Here is a 21,702-nt window from a genome sequence, read left to right as displayed (position 1 = left end):
TAGAGCCGGATGAATCGAGAGGTTCACGTCCGGATCTGTGGGAGCCGGAGGGTGCAATCCCCTCCGGCCACCCGACCGTCGAGCGTGCCGTCAGGGCGGCCGATCGTGGATATTCCCGCCCTACGGACACACTCAAAGCCGTCACCGCACACTCGATACGGCGGCATGATAGCCGACTCGGTGAGCACGTGAAACATCCCCCGAACGCCTGCCATCACAAGAGATTTGAGCGAAGGTGCGGTATCGGCGTGCCGAAAACGCCGAAAACAGAGCCAGGCATCCAAGGCTGCACAAGAGGGCATCGTTGACCAGCAGCATTCTTGGTCACCCCGAATTTCCGAGTGAGCCGGGCAGATCGTGTGGTCCCACCTCCAGCGAGTGGTGTGGCTGATGGGACCGGAGCGAAGCTAGTGGCGCCAATCCTCGGCGGCCTGCTCGTCGAAGGTTCGATCGATACGTTCGAACCTGCGCCGGATCGAGGTCCGAGAGGCCTGGTGCGGCAGCGCATAGAGACGGTTGGCCGCAATCGCGTCGGCCGTCAACCGTGCGACGTCGTCAACGGTGAGGCTGTCATCCTGCGCCGGCAGTGGACCCGCCGCGCCCGTCATGTCCGGCGCCGATGACAACCCGTAGTCAGCACCGCGGATTCGTTCGGAGTTGGACACCAGTTTGGTGTCAACTACCATGGGGCACAGCACCGTAACGCCGACACCACGGTCCTTGACCTCGCGGGCCAGGGTTTCGGCCAGGCCGACGACGCCGTACTTGGCAACGCCGTACGCCCCGAGGCCGACATTGGGCACCAGCCCGGCGAAGGATGCGGTGAACGCGATGTGACCGCCATGTTCGAGCAGCCCCGGCAAGAATGCCTCGACGGCATGAATCGAGCCCCACAGGTCGATATCGATCACCCAGCGCCAGTCGTCGTGCGTCATGTCGGCGATCGGACCCGCGACGACAATGCCGGCGTTGCTGAAGACGATGTCGACGCGCCCCAGCCGGCGGGTAGCTTCGTCGGCGAGACGGGTGACTTCGCGCAGATGGCGGACGTCGCACATGACACCGTGCACCTCGAAGCCACCGGCACGCAGGTGCGTGACGGCCTGTTCGAGCCCGGGCTTGTCGATGTCGGCGAGCACGACACTGGCGCCGCGACGGGCGAACTCGGTGGCCGTGGCCAAACCGATGCCACTCGCGCCGCCAGTGATGACCGCCCCGCGCCCGGTGAATCCGTCCATACGACGCAACCCTATTTCAGGCAGCTTCCCGCGTCGACGGGCAGGGTGACTCCGGTGATGTACCGGGATTCGTCGGAGGCCAGGAACAGCACGGCATTACTGATATCCTCGGCCTCGACCCACGGAATCGGCAGCGTGTGGAACAGCTGACAGACCGGCGCCATGTCGTCGGCACCCGGATTCTCCAGGTCCGGGCGGAACAGCTTCCACGTCCCCTCGTTCATGATCATCGCGGTGCTGACATGCGTCGGATGCACCGAATTGACCCGAATCATGTGCTTTCCCAACTCAACTGCGAAGGACCGCATCAGGCCCACCACGCCATGTTTGGCCGCCACATAATTGCCGCAATGGGGGTAGGCCTTCAGTCCGCCCACCGAACTGGTCAGGATGATCGACCCGCCGCTGCCGCCGGCAATCAGATGGGGCACACCGGCTTTGACAGTCTTCCAGACACCCGACAGGTTGACGTCGATCATCTCCTGCCAGTCGTGTTCGGTGGTCTTGTCCAGGGTGTCGCCGCCGTTGCCGATCCCGGCGTTCGCCACGATGATGTCCAGCCGGCCCAATTGCTCCACGCCGGTATCCACCGCGGCTTTGAGCGCGTCGTAGTCGCGCACGTCGACCTCGGCCGTGAAGATTCTGCGGTTGTGGCCCTTGACGAGATCGGCTGTCTGGGCAAGGTCCTCGGGGGTCGAGGCCGGGATGGTGGTGTTGGCGACGATGGGTTTGCACACGTCGACGGCGATGATGTCGGCGCCTTCCTGCGCCAATCGCACCGCGTGGCTGCGGCCCTGACCGCGTGCCGCCCCGGTGATGAAGGCGACTTTCCCGTCGACACGTCCAGCCATGATTACCTCATTTCTCAAGCAGCTCAGCCGATTACGGCCGGCATGGTCTCCCAGCCCCGCACCGTAGAGGTGGGGGACAGCTTTGCGTTGGCGAGGTCCACGTCCCATGCCGGGAAGCGCTTCAGGATCTCCTCGAGCGCGATCCGTCCCTCCAGCCGCGCCAGCGCCGAGCCCAGACAGTAGTGGGTACCGACGCTGAACGTCAGGTGCTGACGCGGCTCGCGCCGGATATCGAAAACATCGCCATCGGGCGGGAATTGGCGGTGGTCGCGGTTGGCCGCCCCGATGAGCATCATCATGACGCTGCCCTCGGGCACCTGCCGGCCGTAGTACTCGACGCCTCGGGTCACATACCTGGCCACGTGCGGAGCTGGCGGCTCGTACCGCAGCAACTCCTCGACGGCCTGCGGAATCAACGACGGGTCGTCGACCAGCGCGCGGCGCTGATCCGGATGCTCGGCCAGCACTTTGCCCGCCCAGCCGATCAGCCGGGTGGTGGTTTCGTTGCCCGCTCCGGACACGACGCTGACATAGGTGAGCAGTTCGTCGCGTCTGAGCCGGCGCACCGTTGCGGTCTCGTCCTCGAACTCGACGTTGAGCAGTTCGGTCATGATGTCGTCCGAGGGATGCTCGGCGCGCCAATCGAGGTAGCGGGCGAAGAAGTCGCCGCTGGCCATGCCGTAGGCGGAAGCCTTCATCGGCTTGCCGGCCTCGGTCCGCAGCTGAGCGTTGGCGAAATCGCGTGCGGCTTCTTGGTCTTCCTCGGGCACGCCCAGCAGCATGCCGATGACCCGCATCGGCATCTGCGCTCCGAGGTCGGCGACGAAGTCGAACTTGCCGGTTCCGACCAGCGGATCCAAACTGCGCGAACAGAATTCGCGGATCTGCGGCTCAAGATCGCTGATCTTGCGCGGGGTGAACATGCGCGACAACAACTTACGGTGAACGTCGTGAATGGGCGGGTCCTCGAATACCAGCACGCCCGGCGGGATGTCGATGTTGGCCTTGATGATTTCCAGGATCGCGCCCTTGGCTGAGCTGAACGTCTGATAATCGACGATCGCCCGTTCGACGTCGGCGAACCTGCTCAGCGCGTAGAAGTCGTGCCGGTCGTTGTAGTACAGCGGTGCCTCGTCCCGGAGCCGGCGGAACATCGGATAGGGGTCGGCGTTGAGCGCTACGTCGTACGGATCGAAATACACGTCGCTAGCTGCGGTGACTGTCACGGGTTATCGCCTCTCGCCGGAACGCGCTCACCCGTTTCCCCCACGGGAGCGCGAATCGTGCCGCATCTGAACTCTGTCATCATTCGCCAATATGTGTCAACGGCGGATTCGTTTTTGCTATTTATCAATCTCAATGGCGGAGAATCAAGTTCTCAACGGCTCGGCTCGATACGACTCGGTGCGATATTTGGAACCGCTACGCGCCGGCGAAGCCGCGTGAGCAGAAGTCCCATACCTCCTCGGCGGTGATGGGATGGGCCGTCGCCTCGTCTTTGCCGCCGCTTGACTGCGCAATGAACATGACGGTCTGCATGGTCATCGCGGCCATCCGCCGGGGATTGACGTCGACGCGCAGCTTGCCGGCTTTACCGGCATCCTCCATGAGCTCGGTCAGCAACGCCAGCAGGGGTGCGTGAGCGATCTTGACCTCGGCCGGATGCGTAACGAGCAGGCGCGGCGCGAAGTCGGTGAACAGGGGTCGCTGGGCCGTGGGGTCGGGCCGTGAGGCCTCGTACAACAGCTCGATGGCGACTTTCAGCCGCTCCAGCGGGTCGGTGTGTCCGTCCGTAGCGGCCCGGATCTGGTCGGCCGAACGGCTCAGCGCATCCTCGAACAACGCAAGCAGCAGCTCGTGCTTGCCGTCGAACTGTAGATAGAAGCTCCGCAACGACTGGCGGGAGCGGTCCACGACTTCCTGGACGGTGAAATCCGTGCTGCCCTTTTCGATGATGATCGCCTGCGCGGCGTCCAGGAAACGCTGAACCCGCTGTGCCGCCCGCAATTTCGCGGTCTTGATGGACCGCTCGACGGCACGCTGCTTCCAGGCCGGTTCTTCGCTGGGATTAGTCACGGGCGGCTCGGGCGACTGCCGCGGGGACAAAACATGGTTGGACTGTACCGGAGAACGCCGTGGCATCGCTGCGCTCGACCTCCTCACGGGCTCGTCGACGATGTCTTGGAGATTGTAACTTCCTCAGAGTGAGAATACTATTCTCTTACCCGCGTGTTTGGGAAGCACGATCAAAAGAGCGGGCGTCCAGGAGTGCCGTGCAGCTGACCTTTGATGCCGACGTCGAGGCCTTTCGCCGCGAGTTCGTCGCGTTCCTCGACCATCATCTGCCCGACGAGGCTGCGGGGATGCAGCGGCCGCGTTCGTGCTCGCACCTCCCGCAGTGGGCGCGCCGGTGGCAGCGGCTGCTGTTCGACAACGGGTGGCTGCTGCCGGGCAATCCGGCGGAGTTCGGCGGCCGCAACGCCTCGCTATTGCAGCAGTACGTGTACTTGGAGGAATTGGCCCGGCGGCGCATTTACCGCAGCTTCAACCCGCAGGGTGTGGGGATCATCGCCGAATCGTTGCTGTCGTTCGGGACCGCGGAGCAGAAGCGGCGCTGGGCCGTGCCGATCCTGCGCGCCGAGCTGACCGCGTCGCTGGGCATGAGCGAACCCGGCGCCGGTTCGGATCTGGCGTCATTGACGACGCGGGCGGTGCCCGATGGTGACCACTTCGTCGTCAACGGACAGAAGGTGTGGACGTCGGGCGCCCATGACGCCGATGTGTTGCTGACGTTCGTGCGCACCGACCCCCAAGCCCCGAAACACCAGGGCATCAGTGTCTTGCTGATTCCCACGGATACCCCCGGTGTGGTGCGACGACCGTTTCCGTCGGTGTGCGGTCACGACGACGTCGAGTTCAACGAGGTGTTCTTCACCGATGTGCGGGTACCGGTCGAGAATCTGGTGGGAGAGCTCAACGAAGGCTGGCGGGTGGCAACCGGCTCACTGGGCCACGAACGCGTCATGCTGTGGCTGGGATACGCAAACCTGTTGGGCGAGTTGACAATCGACTTCGCTCCGACGGGAATTCTGCAACGCGATCGTTACGCCACGCTGGTGATGGATACCCACGCGATGCGGCTGCTGGGGTCTGCGGCCCTGGCCCGGGCCGCGCGCGGAGACGAAGATGTGCCCGCCCAGTCCGTGCTCAAGCTGCTCGGTTCGGAGGCCTTGCAGCGTGCCTCGGAAGATGCGCTGAACGCCGCGGAAGCCGACGGGCTGGTGCACCCCTGCGTGAGCGCCCCATTCGCGCCGCTGAACCTCGACGCCCACTACGGCAGCTGGTTCGACCGGTATGCGCGCAGCTTCGCCGGCACCATCGCCGGCGGCACCTCGGAAATCCAGCGAAACATCATCGCCGAGCGCATCCTCGGCCTCCCGCGCGACTAGGCCCCGTCGGCGCAGCCGCCGGCTGACACCGTCACGGCGAAACGTACCCACCCTAGAGGGGTGTGTATACCCAGATAGGGCTTCCTTTGCTGGTCAGTGTGAACGATTACGCGCTATTTAGGGTCTAAAGACCATACCCGTGTAGGGTACTTATGTGGCATCATTCCACGCATGACGCATACACCAGAATCTGCCGAACCGACCACCGGCGCGGAGCAGCGCCGGTATGACGATCGATCTGGCCGGCCCGGTTGGCTAGATCAACTGTTGACCTGGGTGGGCATCATCGCCGGTGTCGTGTTCATCGTTGCTCTGATCTTCTTCTCCGGGTTCTTCTTGGGTCGGGCTACACACGGCCCTTACGGCGGGCGTGACGGCGGCTGCTCGATGATGGATTCCGGCGGACGGATGGGACCCGGAATGGGTCCGGGCGGAATGATGGGTCCTCAGCAAATGCCCAGCACGACAACACCAGCGCCGCACCCGTAGTCGGAGACCTAGGGCCGCGCCAGAACTAGCAGCGCCCAGCCTCTCATCTTTCGACACAGTTGTTTACGTATGTCATCTGGACCTACTCACACCGCTGGATTGCAGACCGCAGAAAGGGGTCGGGAAAAATGATGACAACACGACGTCGGATCACGCTTGCAGCAGCCACCGTGGGGGCTACCGTTGGGCTGATGGTTGTAGCGCTCCCGCTGGTTCCGCCGCTAGATGCCCATATCGATAGCGCTGTGCTGTCCGAAATGGGCATGGTGCCCGAAATGCCTATCCCGCCGAGGATCCACTATGGCGCCATCGCCTATGCCCCGACCGGCGAGTGGGGTAAATCGCGGAATTACTTGACCCCGGCAAAAGCGGAGCAAGTCGCATTGGACCAGTGCGGCCTCGACACCTGCAAGGTGCTCATTGGCTTCAAACGATGCGGAGCGGTCGCCTATGACGGCTCGACCTACCAAGGCGGAAGCGGCGTCACGCTCAGCGAGGCAATGGCGGACGCCGTCAACAGGCTCGGCGCCGGGCAGATCGTCAACTGGCTGTGTAACGGGTTGTGATTCCGCGCGGCTAGCCCTCGGCTAGCCCCCGGCTAGCCCCGCCGCGAGTGTGAATTGCTCGACGCCGCGTCTGGGTGTCGCGTCGTGAGATTCACTGTCGCGGCTCAGCTGTACTAGAGATGAGCCAGCCGAGGAGCAAATCCCTTGGCTCGCAAAGCAACTCCGGCCTCCAGCACGAGCTCTTGTGAGCTGCCCAGCAGTCCGTCGAGGACCAGCGACCGCTTGACGTGGCGGTGCAACGCGTGTTCGGCGGTGAAGCCGATGCCGCCGAGCACCTGCTGGCAATGTCGGGCGACGGTCAGCGCGGCCTGGCCGGCGGCGGCCTTGGCCAGCAAGCACGCGAGCTCGTCGGGTTCGTCGGTGGCGGCCTGCACGGCGGCTTCGGCGCCCTCGAGGGCGACGAGCGCCTCGGCCAGCCGGTGCCGGACCGCCTGGAAAGACGCGATCGGCCTCCCGAACTGGACGCGGTCCAGCGCATGCCGGCGTGCCAGCGCCAACATCGCCCGGCCGGTGCCGACCAGCCACCAGCCCACCGCGCGCCGGCCCGCGGCGAGCGGTACCGGATCGCCCTCTGGCACGCGATGTATCGGCAATTCGCCCAGCGTTGAGTTGGCCCCGTCGTCGCGTTCCCACACCACCCACGAACCCCCCGCGAACGGCAACGGTACGGTACCGCCGTCCGCCCGTCCGGCCGCGCGCAGCACCACATCGTTGAGCACGGGAGCGTGCCCGCCGGTCTCGCCGAGCAGCCGGAACACCAAAGGGATTGCAACATAAGGTATTTCATCGAGCATGTCGTGCCAGCCGAGATCGGACAACGCCGCGTCGAGCTTGGCGCCCCTGGCCGCGGTCATCGTGGCGCGCAGGGAGTCGGCCAGCAAGCGCAGTGCCTCGGGCTCCACCGTCATTCCTTCCCGAGACCGAGCAGCCGACGGGCGATGATGTTGCGCTGAATCTCGGCGGTACCGCCATAGATGGTCGCCGCGCGCGAGTACAGGTATTCCGGTCGCCACGCTGTGTCGTCGAGCTCGAGCGTTCCGGGCAGCAGGTCGCGAACGGTGTCGTAGAGGCGTTGCTCGGCGGTTGCCAACAGCACCTTGTCAATTGAGGTCTCCGCCCCGAGGCGGGCGCCGCCGGCCAATCGGTGCTGGGTGGCGCGGGAGCGGCACCGTAGCGTGTGCAACGCGAGATAGGTTGCGCCAAGCGCACCTTCGTCGGGGTCGTCAGCCTCGGCGATCAGCGCGTCGAATCGGGAATACAGATACGCGATCCGTTGCCAAAAGCAGGTCGAGCGCTCATACGGCAACAGGTCCATCGCCAGCCGCCAGCCGTCTCCCGGGCGGCCCAGCATCCGGCTGGCCGGGATCACCACGTTGTCGTAGTAGACCTCGCAGAATTCGTCGACACCGTGCATGGTGCGCAGCGGGCGAATCGTGATGCCGGGCGTGTCCAGGTCGACGACGAACGCGGTGAGTCCGTCATGCCCCGGCCCGGTGCGGGTGAGCAGGATGCATCGGGTGGCGAACTGCGCGAAGCTGGTCCACACCTTCTGCCCGTTGACAATCCAGTCGTCCTCGTGGGGGGCGGCGCGGGTGGACAACGACGCCAGGTCACTGCCCGAACCCGGTTCCGAAAAGCCCTGACACCAGTGCTCGCGACCGCTGAGCAGCCGCGGCACCAGCCGCGCCGCGAGTTCTGCCGGCGCGTAGTCGATCATCGTGGGCGCGAGCACCTCGACCATCGAGTAGGGGCCCGGTTCGGCCAGCCGGCGGCCGACCACCTCCTCGCCGACGATCGCTCGCAGCAGCGCGGGCCCGCCCAGTCCGCCGACCTCGACCGGCCAGCCGTAGCGCATCCAACCGGCGTCGTACAACGCCCGGTGGACACGCGCGAGCTGCTGCATCTGACCGCGCAGCGAATGGTCGGGTCCGGGCGTCAGATCGTGCTCGTCGAGCCATGCGCGCAGGTCGGCCCGGAACTGTTCGACATTCACGGGGCGGGACGCCCGACGGCGTGCGGGCGCCCGGAGTCATGCGCGCCGCTGCGCCGGATGAACGTCATCGCGCGGGTTTTCAGCCGCCAGCCATCGGACGTGCGCAGGTAGGTGTCGCGGTAGTAGCCGATTCGCATGTCGTGGGTGGTGTGTTCAATAAAGCACAGCGGCTGGGTGCCGGTTGCCGAATCACCGTCGAGATCCACCAGCGCGGTTCCGGTGAGAAACAAGCCCTTTGGGGCCGCGGCCACCAATTGCGGAAACCTGTCGAGGTGATAGGTGTCGCCGAAGGCGCTGTATGTCCCGTCGGGCGTGAAGACACTCAGCAGCCCCTCGATGTCTTCCTGGGTGATGGTGACGGCATAGCGTGCCAGCAACTGCTGGATCTCGACCAGGTCGTCAGTTCTGCTGGGCATGTTATCGGACAAAGACCTTGCCGCCTTTCATGACAAAGCTGACGTTGCGGGTAACGGTGATGTCTTCCAACGGGTTTCCCGGCACGGCGATGATGTCCGCCAACTGGCCAGCGGCAAGCCGGCCCCGGTCGGCGACGTTGATCAGCTCGGCGGCGGTCACCGTGGCTGCCCGCAGCACGGCCAGCGGCGGGATACCCCACTCGACGAGGGTGACCAGCTCGTCGGCGTTGCGGCCGTGCGGTATCGCGGGAGCGTCAGTGCCGACGGCGATCTTCACGCCGGCCCGGTAAGCGGCCAGCATCGAGGTGCGCGCCCGCGGGAACATCTCGGCGGCCTTGGCCTGCAACTCGGGCGCGGCATGGGAGACGTCCATCGCATCGCCGTCGGCCAGGCGGCGGGTCGACACCAGAAACGTGCCGTGCGCCACCATCGTCGCGATCGCCTCGTCGTCGACGAGGAAGCCGTGCTCGATGCAGTCGATGCCGGCGGCGACGGCGTGCCGGACCGCGTCGGCGCCGTGTGTGTGCGCGGCGACCCGCAGCCCGCGCCGGTGCGCCTCGTCGACGATAGCGCGCAGCTCTTCGTCGGAATAGTGTTGCGCGCCAGGCGGTCCCGTCAGCGACATCACTCCGCCGGAGCAGCAGACCTTGATCAGCTGAGCGCCGTGCTTGATCTGGTAGCGCACCGCCTTGCGTATCTCGTCGATGCCGTTGGCTATGCCTTCCTCGACGGTGAGGTCCAGCACGTGCGGTGCGAAGGCGGCGAACATGGTGGGGTCGAGATGCCCGCCGGTGGGTGTAATGGCATGTCCCGCAGGCACTATCCGGGGTCCGTCGATCCAGCCGGCATCGATGGCCCTGCCCAGCGCGACATCGAGTAGGTACCCGCCGGTCTTGACGAACAAGCCCAGATTGCGCACCGTGGTGAACCCGGCGCGCAGCGTGCGGCGGGCATTGCCGACCGCACGCAACACCCGCGTCGGCGGGTCATCCTGCACCTGCGACAAACCGGGCTTCTCCCCGCGCCCGCCCATCAGCAGATTGACTTCCATGTCCATCAGCCCGGGCAGCAGGATCTGGTCGCCCAGATCGATCACGTCACCCTCGGAAGCGCCACCGATGCCGACGATCCGGTCGCCGTCCACCCGCACCACGCCGGGCCGGACGATCTCGCCGGCGTCAATGTCGAGCAGCCCGGCGGCCTTGACCGTAATCACCTGTCAGATCACCGGCTCCTTGATCAGCTCCACCCAGGCCGCGCCGCTGTCGGGTACCCGCGGCTGCTTCCAGGCCTCCACCGGAAACGACACCATGATCAGCGACTGCATCACGTGCATCAGCGTCCGTGCGTCCTCGGGCAGATCGTCGAGCGGATACTTGTCACAGTAGGCGATCGCGTCGTTCAGGCGGGGGAATGCCGCGTCGTAAAACGCCTGCATCTCCGACATGGAAGAGGCCAACCGCTTGGCGTAGCGCTCGGGCTCGGTGGCCAGGTCCCAGTCCAGATAGGGCTCGAGGTCGGCGAATTCAGCGGGCAGCTTGCTTGGCGTGGCCATTGTTGCGGTACTCCTTGACGTAGTCCCCGGTCATCTTGTGCAGATGCCGAAGCAGAATTTCCTGATCGCACAACGGAAATTCGGTGACCACCTTGGTGCCGATCATGGTCTGGGTGGCTTCCAGGGTGTTGGCGTCCTGCAGCGCGTATTCCTTGAACGTGACGGCGGCCAGCTCTTGGGCCAACCGCTCCCGCGCGTTTCGCGGCGGCACGAAATACAGGCTGGTCTCAAAGATGTGCCTGTCCACCGCGGTCGGCCAGTAGTGGTAGGTGAGATACCAGCCGGGCGCCCAGATCAGCAGCATGAAGTTCGGGAAGAACAGAAACGAGTCGATGCCCCACTGCTTTGCCTTGCACGGGTTGATGCCCGGCGGCAGCTCATCGAGTTGACTGATCAAGTCGGGACGGTCCCAGGGGCCGAACAGCCCACTGCGCAGCACCCGGTCCATGGGCTTGACCATGCTCAGGTCGGCGGGTGGCGACTGACCGCCCCAGACCGAGATCATCGCGTGCGGGCCCGTCAGCTCATAGTGCAGCGCCTCGAAGCCGTATTTCATCATCTTGGCGGCTTCATCCTTGGTGTACTGGCCCTGGTGCAGTACCGGCGCGTGGTAGAACTCCGCGAACGCGTCGATGAACAGCTTCCAGTTGCTGCCGACGTCGGCCTTGTAGGAATACACCTCGGTCATCTCGTGGAAGGGGTAACCCTCGATGCCTTTGGCCATCGGGCCCAGGTATTCGGTAAGCGGCGTCGCGTTTGGGTCGAGGTTGACGAAGACGAACCCCTCCCACACCTCGCAGCGCACCGGCTTGAGGCCGTACTGGCTTTTGTCGACGTCGAAGAACTCGTCCTCCTGTTGGATGAAGGTCAGCTCGCCGTCGAGGCTGTAGCGCCAGGCATGGTATTTGCAGGTGAACTGCCGACAGGTGCCCGCGGTCTCTTCGTGCGGAAAGTCGTTCCATACCAGCTTGTTTCCGCGGTGACGGCAGATGTTGTGGAAGGCCCGGATCACGCCGTCCTTGCCTTTGACGACGATCACCGACATGCCGGCGCCGGCCGACGGCAGCTCCTTGGTGAAGTAACTGCCGGTCCGGGGCAGGCGTTCGACACGGCCGACGTTGAGCCAGGTGCGCCGGAAGATCGCCTGCTGTTCCTCGGCGAAGTACTGCGGGTCGATCGAATCGGTGTAGTCGACCGGTGCGGTGCCCAATTCGGGATAGTTTTGCGTCCAGCTCCCCGCGGCTGGTTTGGTGAAGTGGGGCAAGGTACTACCTCTCTTGTTTCGAGTCTTGTTCCAGCTCGACGCCAAAAGTGTTGAAAGCCATGGCCAGTAGTGCATAGCAGCCGACCGTGAACACGTAGTCCATTCGCTGACGGTCGTCGAGGCGTTCGCCGAGAGCGGCCCAGGTCTCGTCGGACAACTCCGACTTCTCGTCGAGTTCGTCGACGCCGGTGAGCACCGCGCGTTCGAAGTCGTCGCCGGCTTCACCGCGGCGGACCGCGGCCACCTCGTCTTCGCCGATTCCGGCCTTTCGGGCCAGCGACACGTGATGGGTCCACTCGTAGGCGCAGCCGCGACGATGCGCAATCCGCAGGATGGCCAGTTCGCGGATCCGGGGCGGCAATGTGGAGGCGAACAACAGGTGGATGTTGAATCGCAGGAACGCCTTGGCCAGCGCGGGGTGATGGGCGAACGTCGACAGCGCGTTGCCGGCGTCTCCCGGGTTGCGGCGTTCCGGGGGCAACATGCCCGAGAGCGACTGCCGGACGCTCTCGTCCCACTGGTCGGCCGGCAGTGGCGGCAGACGCATCCGACGGCCTCCTCTCGACGCTTTGTCCCGATCCTCTCTTGTCCGGAGAATCAGATTCTCATTTCCAACTAATAGAGTTGCATGATTCGTTTCCCGGGTCAATCCCGCTGCGTGGAGTTTCGCTGCGCCCGCCCGCGCAGCTGCGCTGAATGTTGATTCTCACTTCGCGAGAAGATAGTTTCCAACAGTAGAGAGCTTGGAGGCAGTGGTGGCTCGCCGATGCCGGCTCGGTGGCCGCCCGCGGAGACACTCGATGGGCCCAAGGGAGAGGGGTACGGCCATGAACAAAGAGGACATGATCCTGATCAGCGTCGACGACCACACCGTTGAGCCGCCGAACATGTTCAAGAACCACCTGTCGTCGAAATACCTCGACGACGCACCGCGGCTGGTGCACAACCCCGACGGCTCGGACATGTGGAAGTTCCGCGACACGGTGATCCCGAATGTGGCGCTCAACGCGGTGGCCGGCCGGCCCAAGGAGGAATACGGGATCGAGCCCACGGGTCTGGACGAGATTCGGCCGGGTTGTTACAACGTCGACGAACGAGTCAAGGACATGAATGCCGGCGGCATCCTGGCTTCGATCTGCTTCCCGTCGTTCCCGGGCTTTGCCGGGCGGCTGTTTGCCACCGACGATCCCGATTTCTCGGTGGCGCTGGTGCAGGCCTACAACGACTGGCACATCGATGAGTGGTGCGGTGCCTACCCGGCGCGGTTCATCCCGATGGCGATACCGGTGATCTGGGATGCCGAGGCGTGTGCGGCGGAGGTGCGTCGGGTGTCGAAGAAGGGTGTGCGCGCGCTGACCTTCACCGAGAACCCGGCCGCGATGGGCTACCCCAGCTTCCACAACGAGTACTGGAACCCGCTGTGGAAGGCGTTGTGCGACACCAACACCGTGATGAACATCCATATCGGATCGTCGGGCCGGCTCGCGATCACCGCGCCGGACGCGCCGATGGACGTGATGATCACGCTGCAGCCGATGAACATCGTGCAGGCCGCCGCGGACCTGCTGTGGTCACGGCCCATCAAGGAGTACCCGGATCTGAAGATCGCGCTCTCGGAGGGCGGGACCGGATGGATCCCCTACTTCCTGGAGCGAGCGGACCGCACCTACGAGATGCACTCGACGTGGACGCATCAGAACTTCGGCGGCAAGCTGCCCTCCGATGTGTTCCGCGAGCACTTCCTCACCTGCTTCATCAGCGACAAGGTGGGCGTGGCGCTGCGCAACATGATTGGCATCGACAACATCTGCTGGGAGGCCGACTACCCGCACAGCGACTCGATGTGGCCGGGCGCACCCGAGGAACTCTGGGACGTCCTGTCGGTGAACAACGTGCCGGACGACGAGATCAACAAGATGACCCACCAGAACGCGATGCGCTGGTACTCGTTCGACCCGTTCACCCACATCACGCCGGAGCAGGCGACGATCGGCGCGTTGCGCAAGGCCGCCGAGGGCCACGACGTGTCCATTCGGGCGCTCAGCCACCACAAGGACCAGCGGGCGGGTTCGTCGTTCGCGGAGTTTGCGGCCAGCGCGAAAGAGCTTACCGGCAACCAGGATTGAGGCGCCCCATGCTGGCCAGCCGGGAGGTACCCCCAGCTCGCGCTGAAAGGAGGCGCGCAGGGGATGGAGTTTGAGCTCACGGAAGACCAGGAGCTGATTCGCCGGTCGGTGGCGGAGTTGGCGCGCAAGTTCGACGACCACTACTGGATGGAAAAAGACCAGGCGTACGAGTTTCCGCTCGAGTTCTACCGCGCCATAGCCGACGGCGGCTGGCTGGGGATGACGATTCCGACCGAGTACGGCGGCCATGGCCTGGGCATCACCGAGGCCACGATCCTGCTGGAGGAGGTCGCCAAATCCGGCGGCGCAATGAATGCCGCCAGCTCGATTCACTTGTCGATCTTCGGCATGCAACCCGTAGTGGTGCACGGCTCCGAGGAACTCAAGGCGCGCACATTGCCGCGCGTCGCCACTGGCGAAGTGCACGTGTGCTTCGGCGTGACCGAACCCGGTGCGGGGCTTGACACTTCACGCATCACCACCTTCGCCAAGCGCGACGGCGATCGCTATATCGTCAACGGCCGCAAGGTGTGGATCTCCAAGGCGATGGAATCCGACAAGATTCTGCTGCTAACTCGCACCCAAAGCTATGACGAAGTCAGCAAGAAGACCGACGGGATGACGCTGTTCCTCACCGACCTGGACCGCAGCCACGTCGACGTCCGCCCGATTCCCAAGATGGGCCGCAACGCTGTGAGCTCCAACGAGTTGTTCATCGACAACCTGGAGGTGCCGGTCGAGGACCGGATTGGCGAGGAGGGCAAGGGTTTCCAGTACATCCTCGACGGACTGAACCCGGAGCGGATGCTGATCGCGGCCGAAGCGTTAGGGATCGGCAGGGTCGCACTCGACAAGGCGGTCAAGTACGCCAACGAACGTGAGGTCTTCGGCCGGCCGATCGGCATGAACCAGGGCATCCAGTTCCCGCTGGCCGACGCGCTGGCCCGGCTGGACGCCGCCGAGCTGATGTTGCGCAAGGCGACGTGGCTCTATGACAACGGCAAACCCTGTGGGCGCGAAGCGAATACCGCCAAGTACCTGTGCGCCGACGCCGGTTTCACCGCGGCCGACCGGGCATTGCAAACCCACGGCGGCATGGGATACGCGGAGGAGTATCACGTCGCGCGCTACTTCCGCGAGGCCCGCCTGATGAAGATCGCACCGATCAGCCAGGAGATGATCCTGAATTTTCTTGGCACGCATGCGCTCAAGCTGCCTAGAAGTTACTGAGCGGCCGATTTCCCCATCCGCGGCAGGGCTTCCATCCCCTGCCGCCACGACGGCAACTGTGCGGCCGCCGTCGAAGCCTAGCTAGGAGGTACCCAACCGAGGCCGCGCTTATGCGCAACATCCGGGAATTTGCGCAAGCCGCCAAACCCTCCGGATCGTCCCTGAAGCGCATGCCGCCGTCATCGCAGAACTGGACTCGTCGTTTACTGGTCGGTGGGCCGTATCGAGATTGGATTGATCGGAGCAGACCGTGCGCGAAACAGTGATCGTCGAGGCGGTGCGTAGCGCGGTGGGGAAGCGCAACGGCGGGTTGTCCGGCATGCATGCCGCCGACCTGTCCGCGGTCGTCCTCAACGAACTGCTGGAACGGACCGGCGTCAGCCCCGAGATCATCGACGACGTGATCTGGGGGTGTGTCTCCCAGGTCGGTGATCAGTCCAGCAACATCGGCCGCTATGCGGTCCTGGCCGCGGGCTGGCCGGAGAGCATCCCAGGAACCACGGTCAATCGGGCGTGCGGTTCCAGCCAGCAGGCGCTCGACTTTGCGGTGCAAGCGGTGATGTCGGGTCAGCAAGACGTCGTGGTGGCCGGCGGGGTCGAAGTGATGAGCCGCGTTCCGCTCGGTGCGGCCAGGGCGACCGGTATGCCATATGGGCCGAAAGTCCTTGCCCGCTATGGCGATTTCTCGTTCAACCAGGGTTTGTCGGCGGAGATGATCGCCACGAAGTGGGGCTTCTCCCGCGGCCAGCTCGACGAATACTCCGCTCGATCCCATGAGCTGGCCGCCGCCGCCCAGGACCGCGGGGACTTCATCGATCAGATCGTGCCGGTGTTTGTCGACGAGGGGACGATCGTCAACGTTGATGAAGGGGTACGGCGCGGGACCAGTGTCGAGAAACTGGCCGCGCTCAAGCCGGCATTCGTCGACGACGGCGTCATCCACGCAGGCAATTCCTCGCAGATCTCCGACGCCGCGGCCGCGTTGCTGGTGACCACCTCGGCGATGGCGCTGGAGCTTGGGTTGACGTCGATAGCGCGCTACCGAGCGGGCGCGGTCACCGGGGCGGATCCGGTGCTCATGCTCACCGGCCCAATCCCGGCAACGGAGAAGGTGCTGCGCAAGTCCGGTGTCTCGCTAGCGGAGGTTGGCGTTTTCGAGGTGAACGAGGCGTTCGCGCCGGTGCCGCTGGCGTGGCTCGCCGAAACCGGCGCGGACCCGGATCGGCTCAATCCGTTGGGCGGAGCCATCGCGCTGGGCCACCCGCTGGGCGCGTCCGGCGCGGTGCTGATGACGCGAATGCTGCACCACATGCGCGACAACGGGATTCGCTACGGGCTGCAGACCATGTGCGAGGGCGGCGGGACCGCCAACGCCACCTTGGTCGAGCTCGTCGCTTAACAGGGTGCGCACGCCGCCCCTTGTCAGGGTGGCCAAACCAACCTACTGTGTGTTCAGTAGGTTATCTCGCGAGCGCGGTTTTAAGGAGTGCGGTGCCCGACGCACGGCCGTACAACACGCTTCTGGCCAAGGGCGAGGACCGCAAGCAGCGGATCCTTGAGGTCGCGCAGCGGTTGTTGACGCGCAACGGCTGGCGCAATACGACGTTGGCCCAGATTGCCGGGGAAGCCGGGGTCAGCCCCGCGGGGCTGTTGCATCACTTCGAATCCAAGGAACAGCTGCTGCACGCGGTGCTAGACGCGCGCGACCTCGACGACGATTCCCATGCCGACCGGGCCGGTGATCTCCTCGTCGAGATCGCGCGGGTTGCCGATCGCTTCAACCGAGCACCCGAACTGGTCGGCACGTTCACGGTGCTGCTGGTCGAAAACATCCTTCCCGACGCCCCGCTGCACGACCGCATGCTGGACCGACAGCGGGAAGCGATCGATATCGTCGCCGAACTCATCCGACGCGGTCAGGCCGACGGCCGGTATCGCACCGAGATCGACCCGGCCGTCAAAGCAGTGGAGATCCTCGCCTTCGTCCACGGAATGGAAACGATATGGTTGCTCAATCCTTCGATACCCCTGACCGCGGTGTTCAAGGAGTACGCGGAGTCGTTGGCACGGGACTTCGCCCCACCCACGACGTCCCAGAAGACATGAGGTACCGCCTCGACGTCGTCGCCTCCAGCGTCGCCGACGTGGTGCAGTTCGCCGGCGGGTGGCTCTTCGACCGCGCCATGGCGGGCTGGGACGTCACGGTTCTTTTCCCAGACGACTCTGCCGACCAGACCGACAACCGGCCGCTGCAGATCCTCGGAGTCCAGACACTCGACCTCGAAGACGCCTTGGCATCGGTGGATACCCGTCCGCGCCCACAGGCCCTGGCGGCGTCGGCGGATCTGCTCGGCTGCGATTCGCGGGTGCGCCGCGGTGTGTTGCGGGCCCTCGATCATGGCGGCACCGAAGTCACGCTCTGGGGACAGACCTGGCCGGCCGAGCTGGACGACAGCGTCGGTCAGGTGCAACATCGGCTGAGCATGGCGGCCCGGACGTTCAAGGCTCAGGCGATGGCCGCGGCCGCACTGCCCCAGGCTTCCATCGCATCGACCGAAGTCTTCCGCAGCGGCCTGATGGCCTGCCCGTCGGTCGCGGCTGACTTGGTCCCGGCCTAAAGTCCCCGCCACTGTGAATCGCACGACGCCCTAGCGGCGTGTCGCGTCGCCATTTTCACACTCGGCGCTTCAGGGCAACGTTGCGGTCGGCCGTCCTCTATGGAAATGTCATACTCATCTGTGAGAGGGAGGTTCTCATGAATGAGTTCGCCGAGATGGACTTCTTCCGTGATAGCCGGCTTGTCGAGAACCCCTACCCCTACTACGAGTCCCTGCGGCAGCGGTGCCCGGTCGCGAAGGAAGACCACCATGGGGTCACCATGATCACCGGCTGGGACGAGGCCTGTGCGGTGCTGAACGACGCCGAGACGTGGTCCTCGTGCATCTCGGTGACCGGTCCGTTCCCTGGCTTCCCGGTGCCGCTCGAAGGCGATGATGTAACAGGGCTGATCGAGCAGCACCGCGACGAGCTGCCGTTCAGCGACCAGCTGCCCACGCTTGATCCGCCAACCCACACCAACCACCGCTCCCTGCTGATGCGGCTGATCACGCCCAAGCGCCTCAAGGAGAACGAGGATGCCATGTGGGTGCTCGCCGACCAGGCACTCGACGATTTCCTGGCGCCGGGGTACGGCGAATGGATCAAGGGCTTCGCCGGCCCGTTCACGCTGCTGGTGATCGCCGACCTGCTGGGCGTGCCGATGGAGGACCGCGACAAGTTCATCAAGGGCATCCGCGAGCACTCGGGTGGCGGCATCGGGGGCACCGGCAAGGAAGCGCTGGCGCACAGTCCGCTGGAATTCCTCTACGGTCTGTTCTCCGACTACGTCCGCGACCGCCGACGCGAACCCCGCGACGACGTGCTGACCGGCCTGGCCACCGCCACCTATCCCGACGGCTCAATTCCGGAGGTCGAAGACGTGGCGCGGGTCGCCTCCAACGTTTTCTCGGCGGGTCAGGAGACGACGGTGCGGCTGCTCGGTGCGGCGTTGCAGACCCTGGGTGAGCGCCCCGACATCCAGGCGCAGTTGCGCAAGGACCGCAGCCAGATCCCCAACTTCATCGAGGAGTCGCTGCGCCACGAGAGTCCGGTCAAGGGCGACTTCCGGATGAACCGGGTGCCCGTCAATGTCGGTGGCGTCGAGCTGCCCGCGGGCACCACCGTGATGGTTGTGCAGGCGGCTGCCAACCGGGATCCGCGCCGGTTCGAAGACCCCGCGACATTCGATCCGGCCCGTAAGAACGCGCGCCAGCACATCTCGTTCGGGCGAGGGATCCACAGCTGCCCCGGCGCGCCGTTGGCGCGTGCCGAAACTCGGGTCGCCCTCGAGCGGTTGCTCGACCGCACATCGGACATCAGGATCAACGAGCGTGTGCACGGTCCGGCGAATGATCGCCGCTACCAGTATGTTCCGACCTACATCCTGCGTGGCCTGACCGAGCTGCACCTGGAGTTCACGCCGGCATGAAGGTCTGGGTAGACGACGGGACCTGCCGCGGTCACGGCATGTGCCTGACGCTGTGCCCGGAAGTCTTCAGCCTGACCGACGACGGCTACTCGGTGGCGATAACTTCCGATGTGCCAACGGAATTGGAGGAAGCCGCCCGCGAGGCCATCGAATGCTGCCCGGAGCAGGCCATTAGCGAGCGCTGACGAGCTCAGCCGGGGAGTCCGTCGACGCCGTCCGCGCCGGTGACGCCGGGCAGACCGATGCCACCAGCCGCGCCGCTCACGCTCCCTATTGTTCCGCCGGCGCCACCGCCGCCCGGGTTGCCGCCCATGCCGCCGCCACCTGCGGTGCCGCCGGCGCCCGCAGCCCCCGACTGGCCGAAAAGCCCGCCGGCGCCGCCAGCGCCGCCGTTTCCGCCGTCCCCGCCGTCTCCGCCGGGCCCGCCGTCGCCACCGGTGCCTCCGTTTCCGGCGGGCCCCAAATCTTGTAGGCCTTCTCCGCCCGCGCCGCCGGTGCCGCCGTTGCCGCCCGGAGCGCCGGTGCCGCCGCTACCAGCGTCGCCGCCGGAACCACCCACTCCGCCATTACCGAAGAGCAGTCCGCCGCGACCACCGGCGCCGCCGGTGCCGCCGGTGCCGCCGGCGCCGGCCGCGGCGCCGACGCCGCCCGTCCCGCCGGCCCCGCCGGCGCCGCCGAAGTCACCCGCGTCGGAGGTCCCGCCGGTGCCACCCTGGCCCCCCGCGGCGCCCGTGCCGCCCGTGCCGCCGGTGCCACCGGTGCCGCCGGTACCGGCAATACCGAGGCCGCCCTTGCCCCCCATGCCGCCGGCGCCGCCGGCCCCTCCAGTGCCGCCGGTGCCTCCGACCCCGCCAACGCTGCCATTCGCGTTCGACTGGCCACCGGTGCCACCGGTGCCCCCTGCGGCGCCCACGCCGCCGATTCCCCCGGTGCCACCGTTACCCCCCACTGACACACCGTCGCCGCCGTCGCCGCCGGTACCGCCCGGTTGTCCGAGGGTGTCGCTGCTGACGCCATTGGCGCCGGGCCCGCCGGGACCGCCGACGGGATTCCCGGGCGAGCCGGGAGCGCCGCTGTCCGCCGCGGGGCCCGCCGGCAGGGGACTGGGGTTGACACCGTCGGCGCCGGGCGCGCCGAGGCCGCCGTGGCCGCCGGCCCCGCCCTGGCCGAAGAGCCCGGCCGAGCCGCCGTTGCCGCCCATCCCGCCGGTGCCCCCGGGGATGACGGCGTTGCCGCCGACCCCGCCATTGCCTCCGCCGCCGTTGAGCAGCCCGCCGTTGCCGCCGGTGCCGCCGGCCGCGCCCGGCGCGCCTAGCCCACCGTTACCGCCGTTGCCGAACAGCCCGGCATCACCGCCCCGGCCGCCGCCGGGGTGGGCGCCGCCGCCGGACCCGCCGTTGCCGCCGTTGCCGAACAACAATCCGCCGGCGCCGCCGTCTTGGCCGGTGCCGGCGGCCCCGCTGGCGCCGTCGCCGATCAACGGGCGCCCCAGCAGCGCCTGGGTGGGTGCATTGATCACGCCGAGTATTTGTGCTCGAGGGCCTGCAACGGCGAGGCGTTGGCGGCTTCGGCGGTCGCGTATGAGCCCGCACCGGCGGTCAAGGCCTGCGCAAACTGGGTGTGAAACGCCGCCGCCTGGGTGCTGAGCGCCTGATAGCTGCGGGCGTGTGCCCCGAACAGGGCGGCGATCGCCGCCGACACCTCATCTCCGGCGGCGGCCACCAGCGCCGTGGTCGGGCCCGCCGCGGCGGCGTTGGCCGAGCTGACCGTGGACCCAAGGCTCGCGAGATCTGTTGCCGCCCCCGCCACCATCTCCGGGGCCGCGATCACATACGCCATGGTGCTACCCTCCTGCGACACGGCAACTATTGCCGGTAGACGCGATTTGGTGGGAAACGCCGATCGTATCGCCATTCACGTTAAGGCTGCGGCGTTTTCCGCACACCGCGCACGGACCTCTTCAAGTGAATGCGGACGTTGTACCCGCGCCTGCCGGCAGGCCACGAGCGAGAGTTGGCGACGAGGCGGGCCGGGCGTGCGCCGATACGCCCCCCCGTTCAGCCGGGCAGGCCGTTGACGCCGTCTGCTCCGCTGGCGCCGGTCTGGCCGGTGCCACCGGCCGCGCCGTTCACAGTGCCTGTTCCGCCCGCGCCACCGGTGCCGGGGGTGCCGCCGGCACCACCGGCAGCCGCGGTGCCGCCGGCGCCGGCCGCCCCGGAGTGGCCGAAAAGCCCGCCGGCGCCGCCGGCGCCGCCGTTTCCGCCGTCGCCGCCATCTCCGCCGGCGCCGCCGTCGCCACCGTTGCCGCCATTGCCGCCCTCGCCGGTGAACCCCGCCACTGCTCCCGTTCCGCCGGTGCCGCCGGTGCCGCCCGTAGCGCCGACCCCCCCGCCACCAGCGCCTCCGCCGATGCCACCGGCGCCGCCGTCACCGAACAGCAGCCCGCCACGACCGCCGGCACCGCCGGCCCCGCCGTTGCCGCCGTCACCGCCCACAGC

At 66.3% G+C, this 21,702-nt stretch carries 22 protein-coding genes and 1 pseudogene; 10 read left to right on the top strand and 13 right to left on the bottom strand.

The window, feature by feature from the left end:
• Window positions 1-407: 407 nt before the first annotated feature.
• The 4 genes from AWC07_RS13790 to AWC07_RS13775 all read right to left on the bottom strand — a co-directional run bounded on the left by AWC07_RS13790 (window position 408) and on the right by AWC07_RS13775 (window position 4,165).
• Entirely contained in the window at window positions 408-1,238 is an 831-nt protein-coding gene (locus AWC07_RS13790) for an SDR family NAD(P)-dependent oxidoreductase (protein WP_036409377.1), read from the bottom strand.
• 11 nt (window positions 1,239-1,249) lie between these two features.
• The gene (locus tag AWC07_RS13785; RefSeq protein ID WP_036409380.1) at window positions 1,250-2,089 is read right to left on the bottom strand and encodes a mycofactocin-coupled SDR family oxidoreductase; all 840 of its coding nucleotides are present in this window, start codon (window positions 2,087-2,089) and stop codon (window positions 1,250-1,252) included.
• Window positions 2,090-2,112: 23 nt separating this feature from the next.
• On the bottom strand, window positions 2,113-3,315 hold the full coding sequence (locus AWC07_RS13780) for a cytochrome P450 (protein WP_036409382.1): 1,203 nt from the start codon (window positions 3,313-3,315) through the stop codon (window positions 2,113-2,115).
• Window positions 3,316-3,511: 196 nt separating this feature from the next.
• A complete protein-coding gene (locus AWC07_RS13775) occupies window positions 3,512-4,165 on the bottom strand; it encodes a TetR/AcrR family transcriptional regulator (protein WP_036409384.1) in 654 nt (217 codons plus the stop codon).
• Window positions 4,166-4,362: 197 nt separating this feature from the next.
• Between AWC07_RS13775 and AWC07_RS13770 the strand changes: the two genes are divergently transcribed.
• The 3 genes from AWC07_RS13770 to AWC07_RS13760 all read left to right on the top strand — a co-directional run bounded on the left by AWC07_RS13770 (window position 4,363) and on the right by AWC07_RS13760 (window position 6,593).
• A complete protein-coding gene (locus AWC07_RS13770; protein WP_036409386.1) occupies window positions 4,363-5,538 on the top strand; it encodes an acyl-CoA dehydrogenase family protein in 1,176 nt (391 codons plus the stop codon).
• Window positions 5,539-5,709: 171 nt separating this feature from the next.
• The gene (locus AWC07_RS13765; RefSeq protein ID WP_036409387.1) at window positions 5,710-6,027 is read left to right on the top strand and encodes a hypothetical protein; all 318 of its coding nucleotides are present in this window, start codon (window positions 5,710-5,712) and stop codon (window positions 6,025-6,027) included.
• Window positions 6,028-6,158: 131 nt separating this feature from the next.
• Window positions 6,159-6,593, top strand: coding sequence for a DUF4189 domain-containing protein (locus AWC07_RS13760; protein WP_420865960.1), 435 nt, complete (start codon window positions 6,159-6,161; stop codon window positions 6,591-6,593).
• Between the two features lie 113 nt (window positions 6,594-6,706).
• Here the strand turns inward: AWC07_RS13760 and AWC07_RS13755 are convergent, their stop codons facing one another.
• The 7 genes from AWC07_RS13755 to AWC07_RS13725 are packed head-to-tail and all read right to left on the bottom strand — an operon-like array spanning window position 6,707 to window position 12,368.
• Window positions 6,707-7,501 carry an acyl-CoA dehydrogenase family protein gene (locus AWC07_RS13755; protein WP_075512043.1) on the bottom strand — a complete coding sequence of 265 codons (795 nt, stop codon included), beginning with the start codon at window positions 7,499-7,501 and terminating at the stop codon, window positions 6,707-6,709.
• Window positions 7,498-8,586 carry an acyl-CoA dehydrogenase family protein gene (locus AWC07_RS13750; RefSeq protein ID WP_075512044.1) on the bottom strand — a complete coding sequence of 363 codons (1,089 nt, stop codon included), beginning with the start codon at window positions 8,584-8,586 and terminating at the stop codon, window positions 7,498-7,500. The genes AWC07_RS13755 and AWC07_RS13750 overlap by 4 nt, the downstream gene beginning before the upstream one ends.
• A complete protein-coding gene (locus tag AWC07_RS13745; protein WP_036413820.1) occupies window positions 8,583-9,002 on the bottom strand; it encodes a nuclear transport factor 2 family protein in 420 nt (139 codons plus the stop codon). Before AWC07_RS13745 ends, AWC07_RS13750 begins: the two co-directional genes overlap by 4 nt.
• Before the next feature lies 1 nt (window position 9,003).
• The gene (locus tag AWC07_RS13740; RefSeq protein ID WP_036413817.1) at window positions 9,004-10,218 is read right to left on the bottom strand and encodes a metal-dependent hydrolase family protein; all 1,215 of its coding nucleotides are present in this window, start codon (window positions 10,216-10,218) and stop codon (window positions 9,004-9,006) included.
• A gap of 3 nt (window positions 10,219-10,221) precedes the next feature.
• Window positions 10,222-10,557, bottom strand: coding sequence for a hypothetical protein (locus AWC07_RS13735; protein WP_036413814.1), 336 nt, complete (start codon window positions 10,555-10,557; stop codon window positions 10,222-10,224).
• Window positions 10,529-11,821, bottom strand: coding sequence for an aromatic ring-hydroxylating oxygenase subunit alpha (locus AWC07_RS13730; RefSeq protein WP_036413812.1), 1,293 nt, complete (start codon window positions 11,819-11,821; stop codon window positions 10,529-10,531). The genes AWC07_RS13735 and AWC07_RS13730 overlap by 29 nt, the downstream gene beginning before the upstream one ends.
• Before the next feature lie 4 nt (window positions 11,822-11,825).
• A complete protein-coding gene (locus AWC07_RS13725) occupies window positions 11,826-12,368 on the bottom strand; it encodes a carboxymuconolactone decarboxylase family protein (RefSeq protein ID WP_036413809.1) in 543 nt (180 codons plus the stop codon).
• 280 nt (window positions 12,369-12,648) lie between these two features.
• Here AWC07_RS13725 and AWC07_RS13720 point away from each other — a divergent pair, with 280 nt between their 5' ends.
• The 7 genes from AWC07_RS13720 (at window position 12,649) to AWC07_RS13690 (ending at window position 19,389) form a co-directional block, all read left to right on the top strand.
• Entirely contained in the window at window positions 12,649-13,947 is a 1,299-nt protein-coding gene (locus AWC07_RS13720) for an amidohydrolase family protein (RefSeq protein ID WP_036413807.1), read from the top strand.
• Window positions 13,948-14,010: 63 nt separating this feature from the next.
• Entirely contained in the window at window positions 14,011-15,177 is a 1,167-nt protein-coding gene (locus AWC07_RS13715; protein ID WP_036413805.1) for an acyl-CoA dehydrogenase family protein, read from the top strand.
• 250 nt (window positions 15,178-15,427) lie between these two features.
• On the top strand, window positions 15,428-16,576 hold the full coding sequence (locus tag AWC07_RS13710; RefSeq protein WP_036413802.1) for a thiolase family protein: 1,149 nt from the start codon (window positions 15,428-15,430) through the stop codon (window positions 16,574-16,576).
• 92 nt (window positions 16,577-16,668) lie between these two features.
• Window positions 16,669-17,283, top strand: a complete 615-nt coding sequence (locus AWC07_RS13705) for a TetR/AcrR family transcriptional regulator (RefSeq protein ID WP_036413799.1) — start codon at window positions 16,669-16,671, stop codon at window positions 17,281-17,283.
• The gene (locus tag AWC07_RS13700; RefSeq protein WP_036413798.1) at window positions 17,280-17,795 is read left to right on the top strand and encodes a hypothetical protein; all 516 of its coding nucleotides are present in this window, start codon (window positions 17,280-17,282) and stop codon (window positions 17,793-17,795) included. Before AWC07_RS13705 ends, AWC07_RS13700 begins: the two co-directional genes overlap by 4 nt.
• Before the next feature lie 137 nt (window positions 17,796-17,932).
• Window positions 17,933-19,204: a cytochrome P450 gene (locus tag AWC07_RS13695; RefSeq protein ID WP_085105105.1), complete on the top strand. Its 1,272-nt coding sequence runs from the start codon at window positions 17,933-17,935 to the stop codon at window positions 19,202-19,204.
• Window positions 19,201-19,389, top strand: coding sequence for a ferredoxin (locus tag AWC07_RS13690; protein WP_036414182.1), 189 nt, complete (start codon window positions 19,201-19,203; stop codon window positions 19,387-19,389). The genes AWC07_RS13695 and AWC07_RS13690 overlap by 4 nt, the downstream gene beginning before the upstream one ends.
• Before the next feature lie 5 nt (window positions 19,390-19,394).
• Here AWC07_RS13690 and AWC07_RS29355 read toward each other — a convergent pair.
• A pseudogene (locus AWC07_RS29355) lies at window positions 19,395-21,043 on the bottom strand (PE family protein).
• Between the two features lie 218 nt (window positions 21,044-21,261).
• Window positions 21,262-21,702 (bottom strand): hypothetical protein (locus AWC07_RS27600; protein WP_208622417.1); only part of this gene is annotated, 441 nt, incomplete at its 5' end.

Source organism: Mycobacterium gastri (genome assembly GCF_002102175.1).
Lineage (GTDB): Bacteria > Actinomycetota > Actinomycetes > Mycobacteriales > Mycobacteriaceae > Mycobacterium > Mycobacterium gastri.
This window is presented reverse-complemented; position numbering and strand designations above follow the sequence as displayed.

Excerpts from the sequence above, each read along its gene's own strand:
- AWC07_RS13790 (WP_036409377.1), bottom strand. The coding sequence starts at position 1,238 with ATGGACGGATTCACCGGGCGCGGGGCGGTCATCACTGGCGGCGCGAGT.
- AWC07_RS13785 (WP_036409380.1), bottom strand. The coding sequence starts at position 2,089 with ATGGCTGGACGTGTCGACGGGAAAGTCGCCTTCATCACCGGGGCGGCA.
- AWC07_RS13765 (WP_036409387.1), top strand. The coding sequence starts at position 5,710 with ATGACGCATACACCAGAATCTGCCGAACCGACCACCGGCGCGGAGCAG.
- AWC07_RS13760 (WP_420865960.1), top strand. The coding sequence starts at position 6,159 with ATGACAACACGACGTCGGATCACGCTTGCAGCAGCCACCGTGGGGGCT.
- AWC07_RS13755 (WP_075512043.1), bottom strand. The coding sequence starts at position 7,501 with ATGACGGTGGAGCCCGAGGCACTGCGCTTGCTGGCCGACTCCCTGCGC.
- AWC07_RS13745 (WP_036413820.1), bottom strand. The coding sequence starts at position 9,002 with ATGCCCAGCAGAACTGACGACCTGGTCGAGATCCAGCAGTTGCTGGCA.
- AWC07_RS13735 (WP_036413814.1), bottom strand. The coding sequence starts at position 10,557 with ATGGCCACGCCAAGCAAGCTGCCCGCTGAATTCGCCGACCTCGAGCCC.
- AWC07_RS13725 (WP_036413809.1), bottom strand. The coding sequence starts at position 12,368 with ATGCGTCTGCCGCCACTGCCGGCCGACCAGTGGGACGAGAGCGTCCGG.
- AWC07_RS13720 (WP_036413807.1), top strand. The coding sequence starts at position 12,649 with ATGAACAAAGAGGACATGATCCTGATCAGCGTCGACGACCACACCGTT.
- AWC07_RS13715 (WP_036413805.1), top strand. The coding sequence starts at position 14,011 with ATGGAGTTTGAGCTCACGGAAGACCAGGAGCTGATTCGCCGGTCGGTG.
- AWC07_RS13700 (WP_036413798.1), top strand. The coding sequence starts at position 17,280 with ATGAGGTACCGCCTCGACGTCGTCGCCTCCAGCGTCGCCGACGTGGTG.
- AWC07_RS13695 (WP_085105105.1), top strand. The coding sequence starts at position 17,933 with ATGAATGAGTTCGCCGAGATGGACTTCTTCCGTGATAGCCGGCTTGTC.
- AWC07_RS13690 (WP_036414182.1), top strand. The coding sequence starts at position 19,201 with ATGAAGGTCTGGGTAGACGACGGGACCTGCCGCGGTCACGGCATGTGC.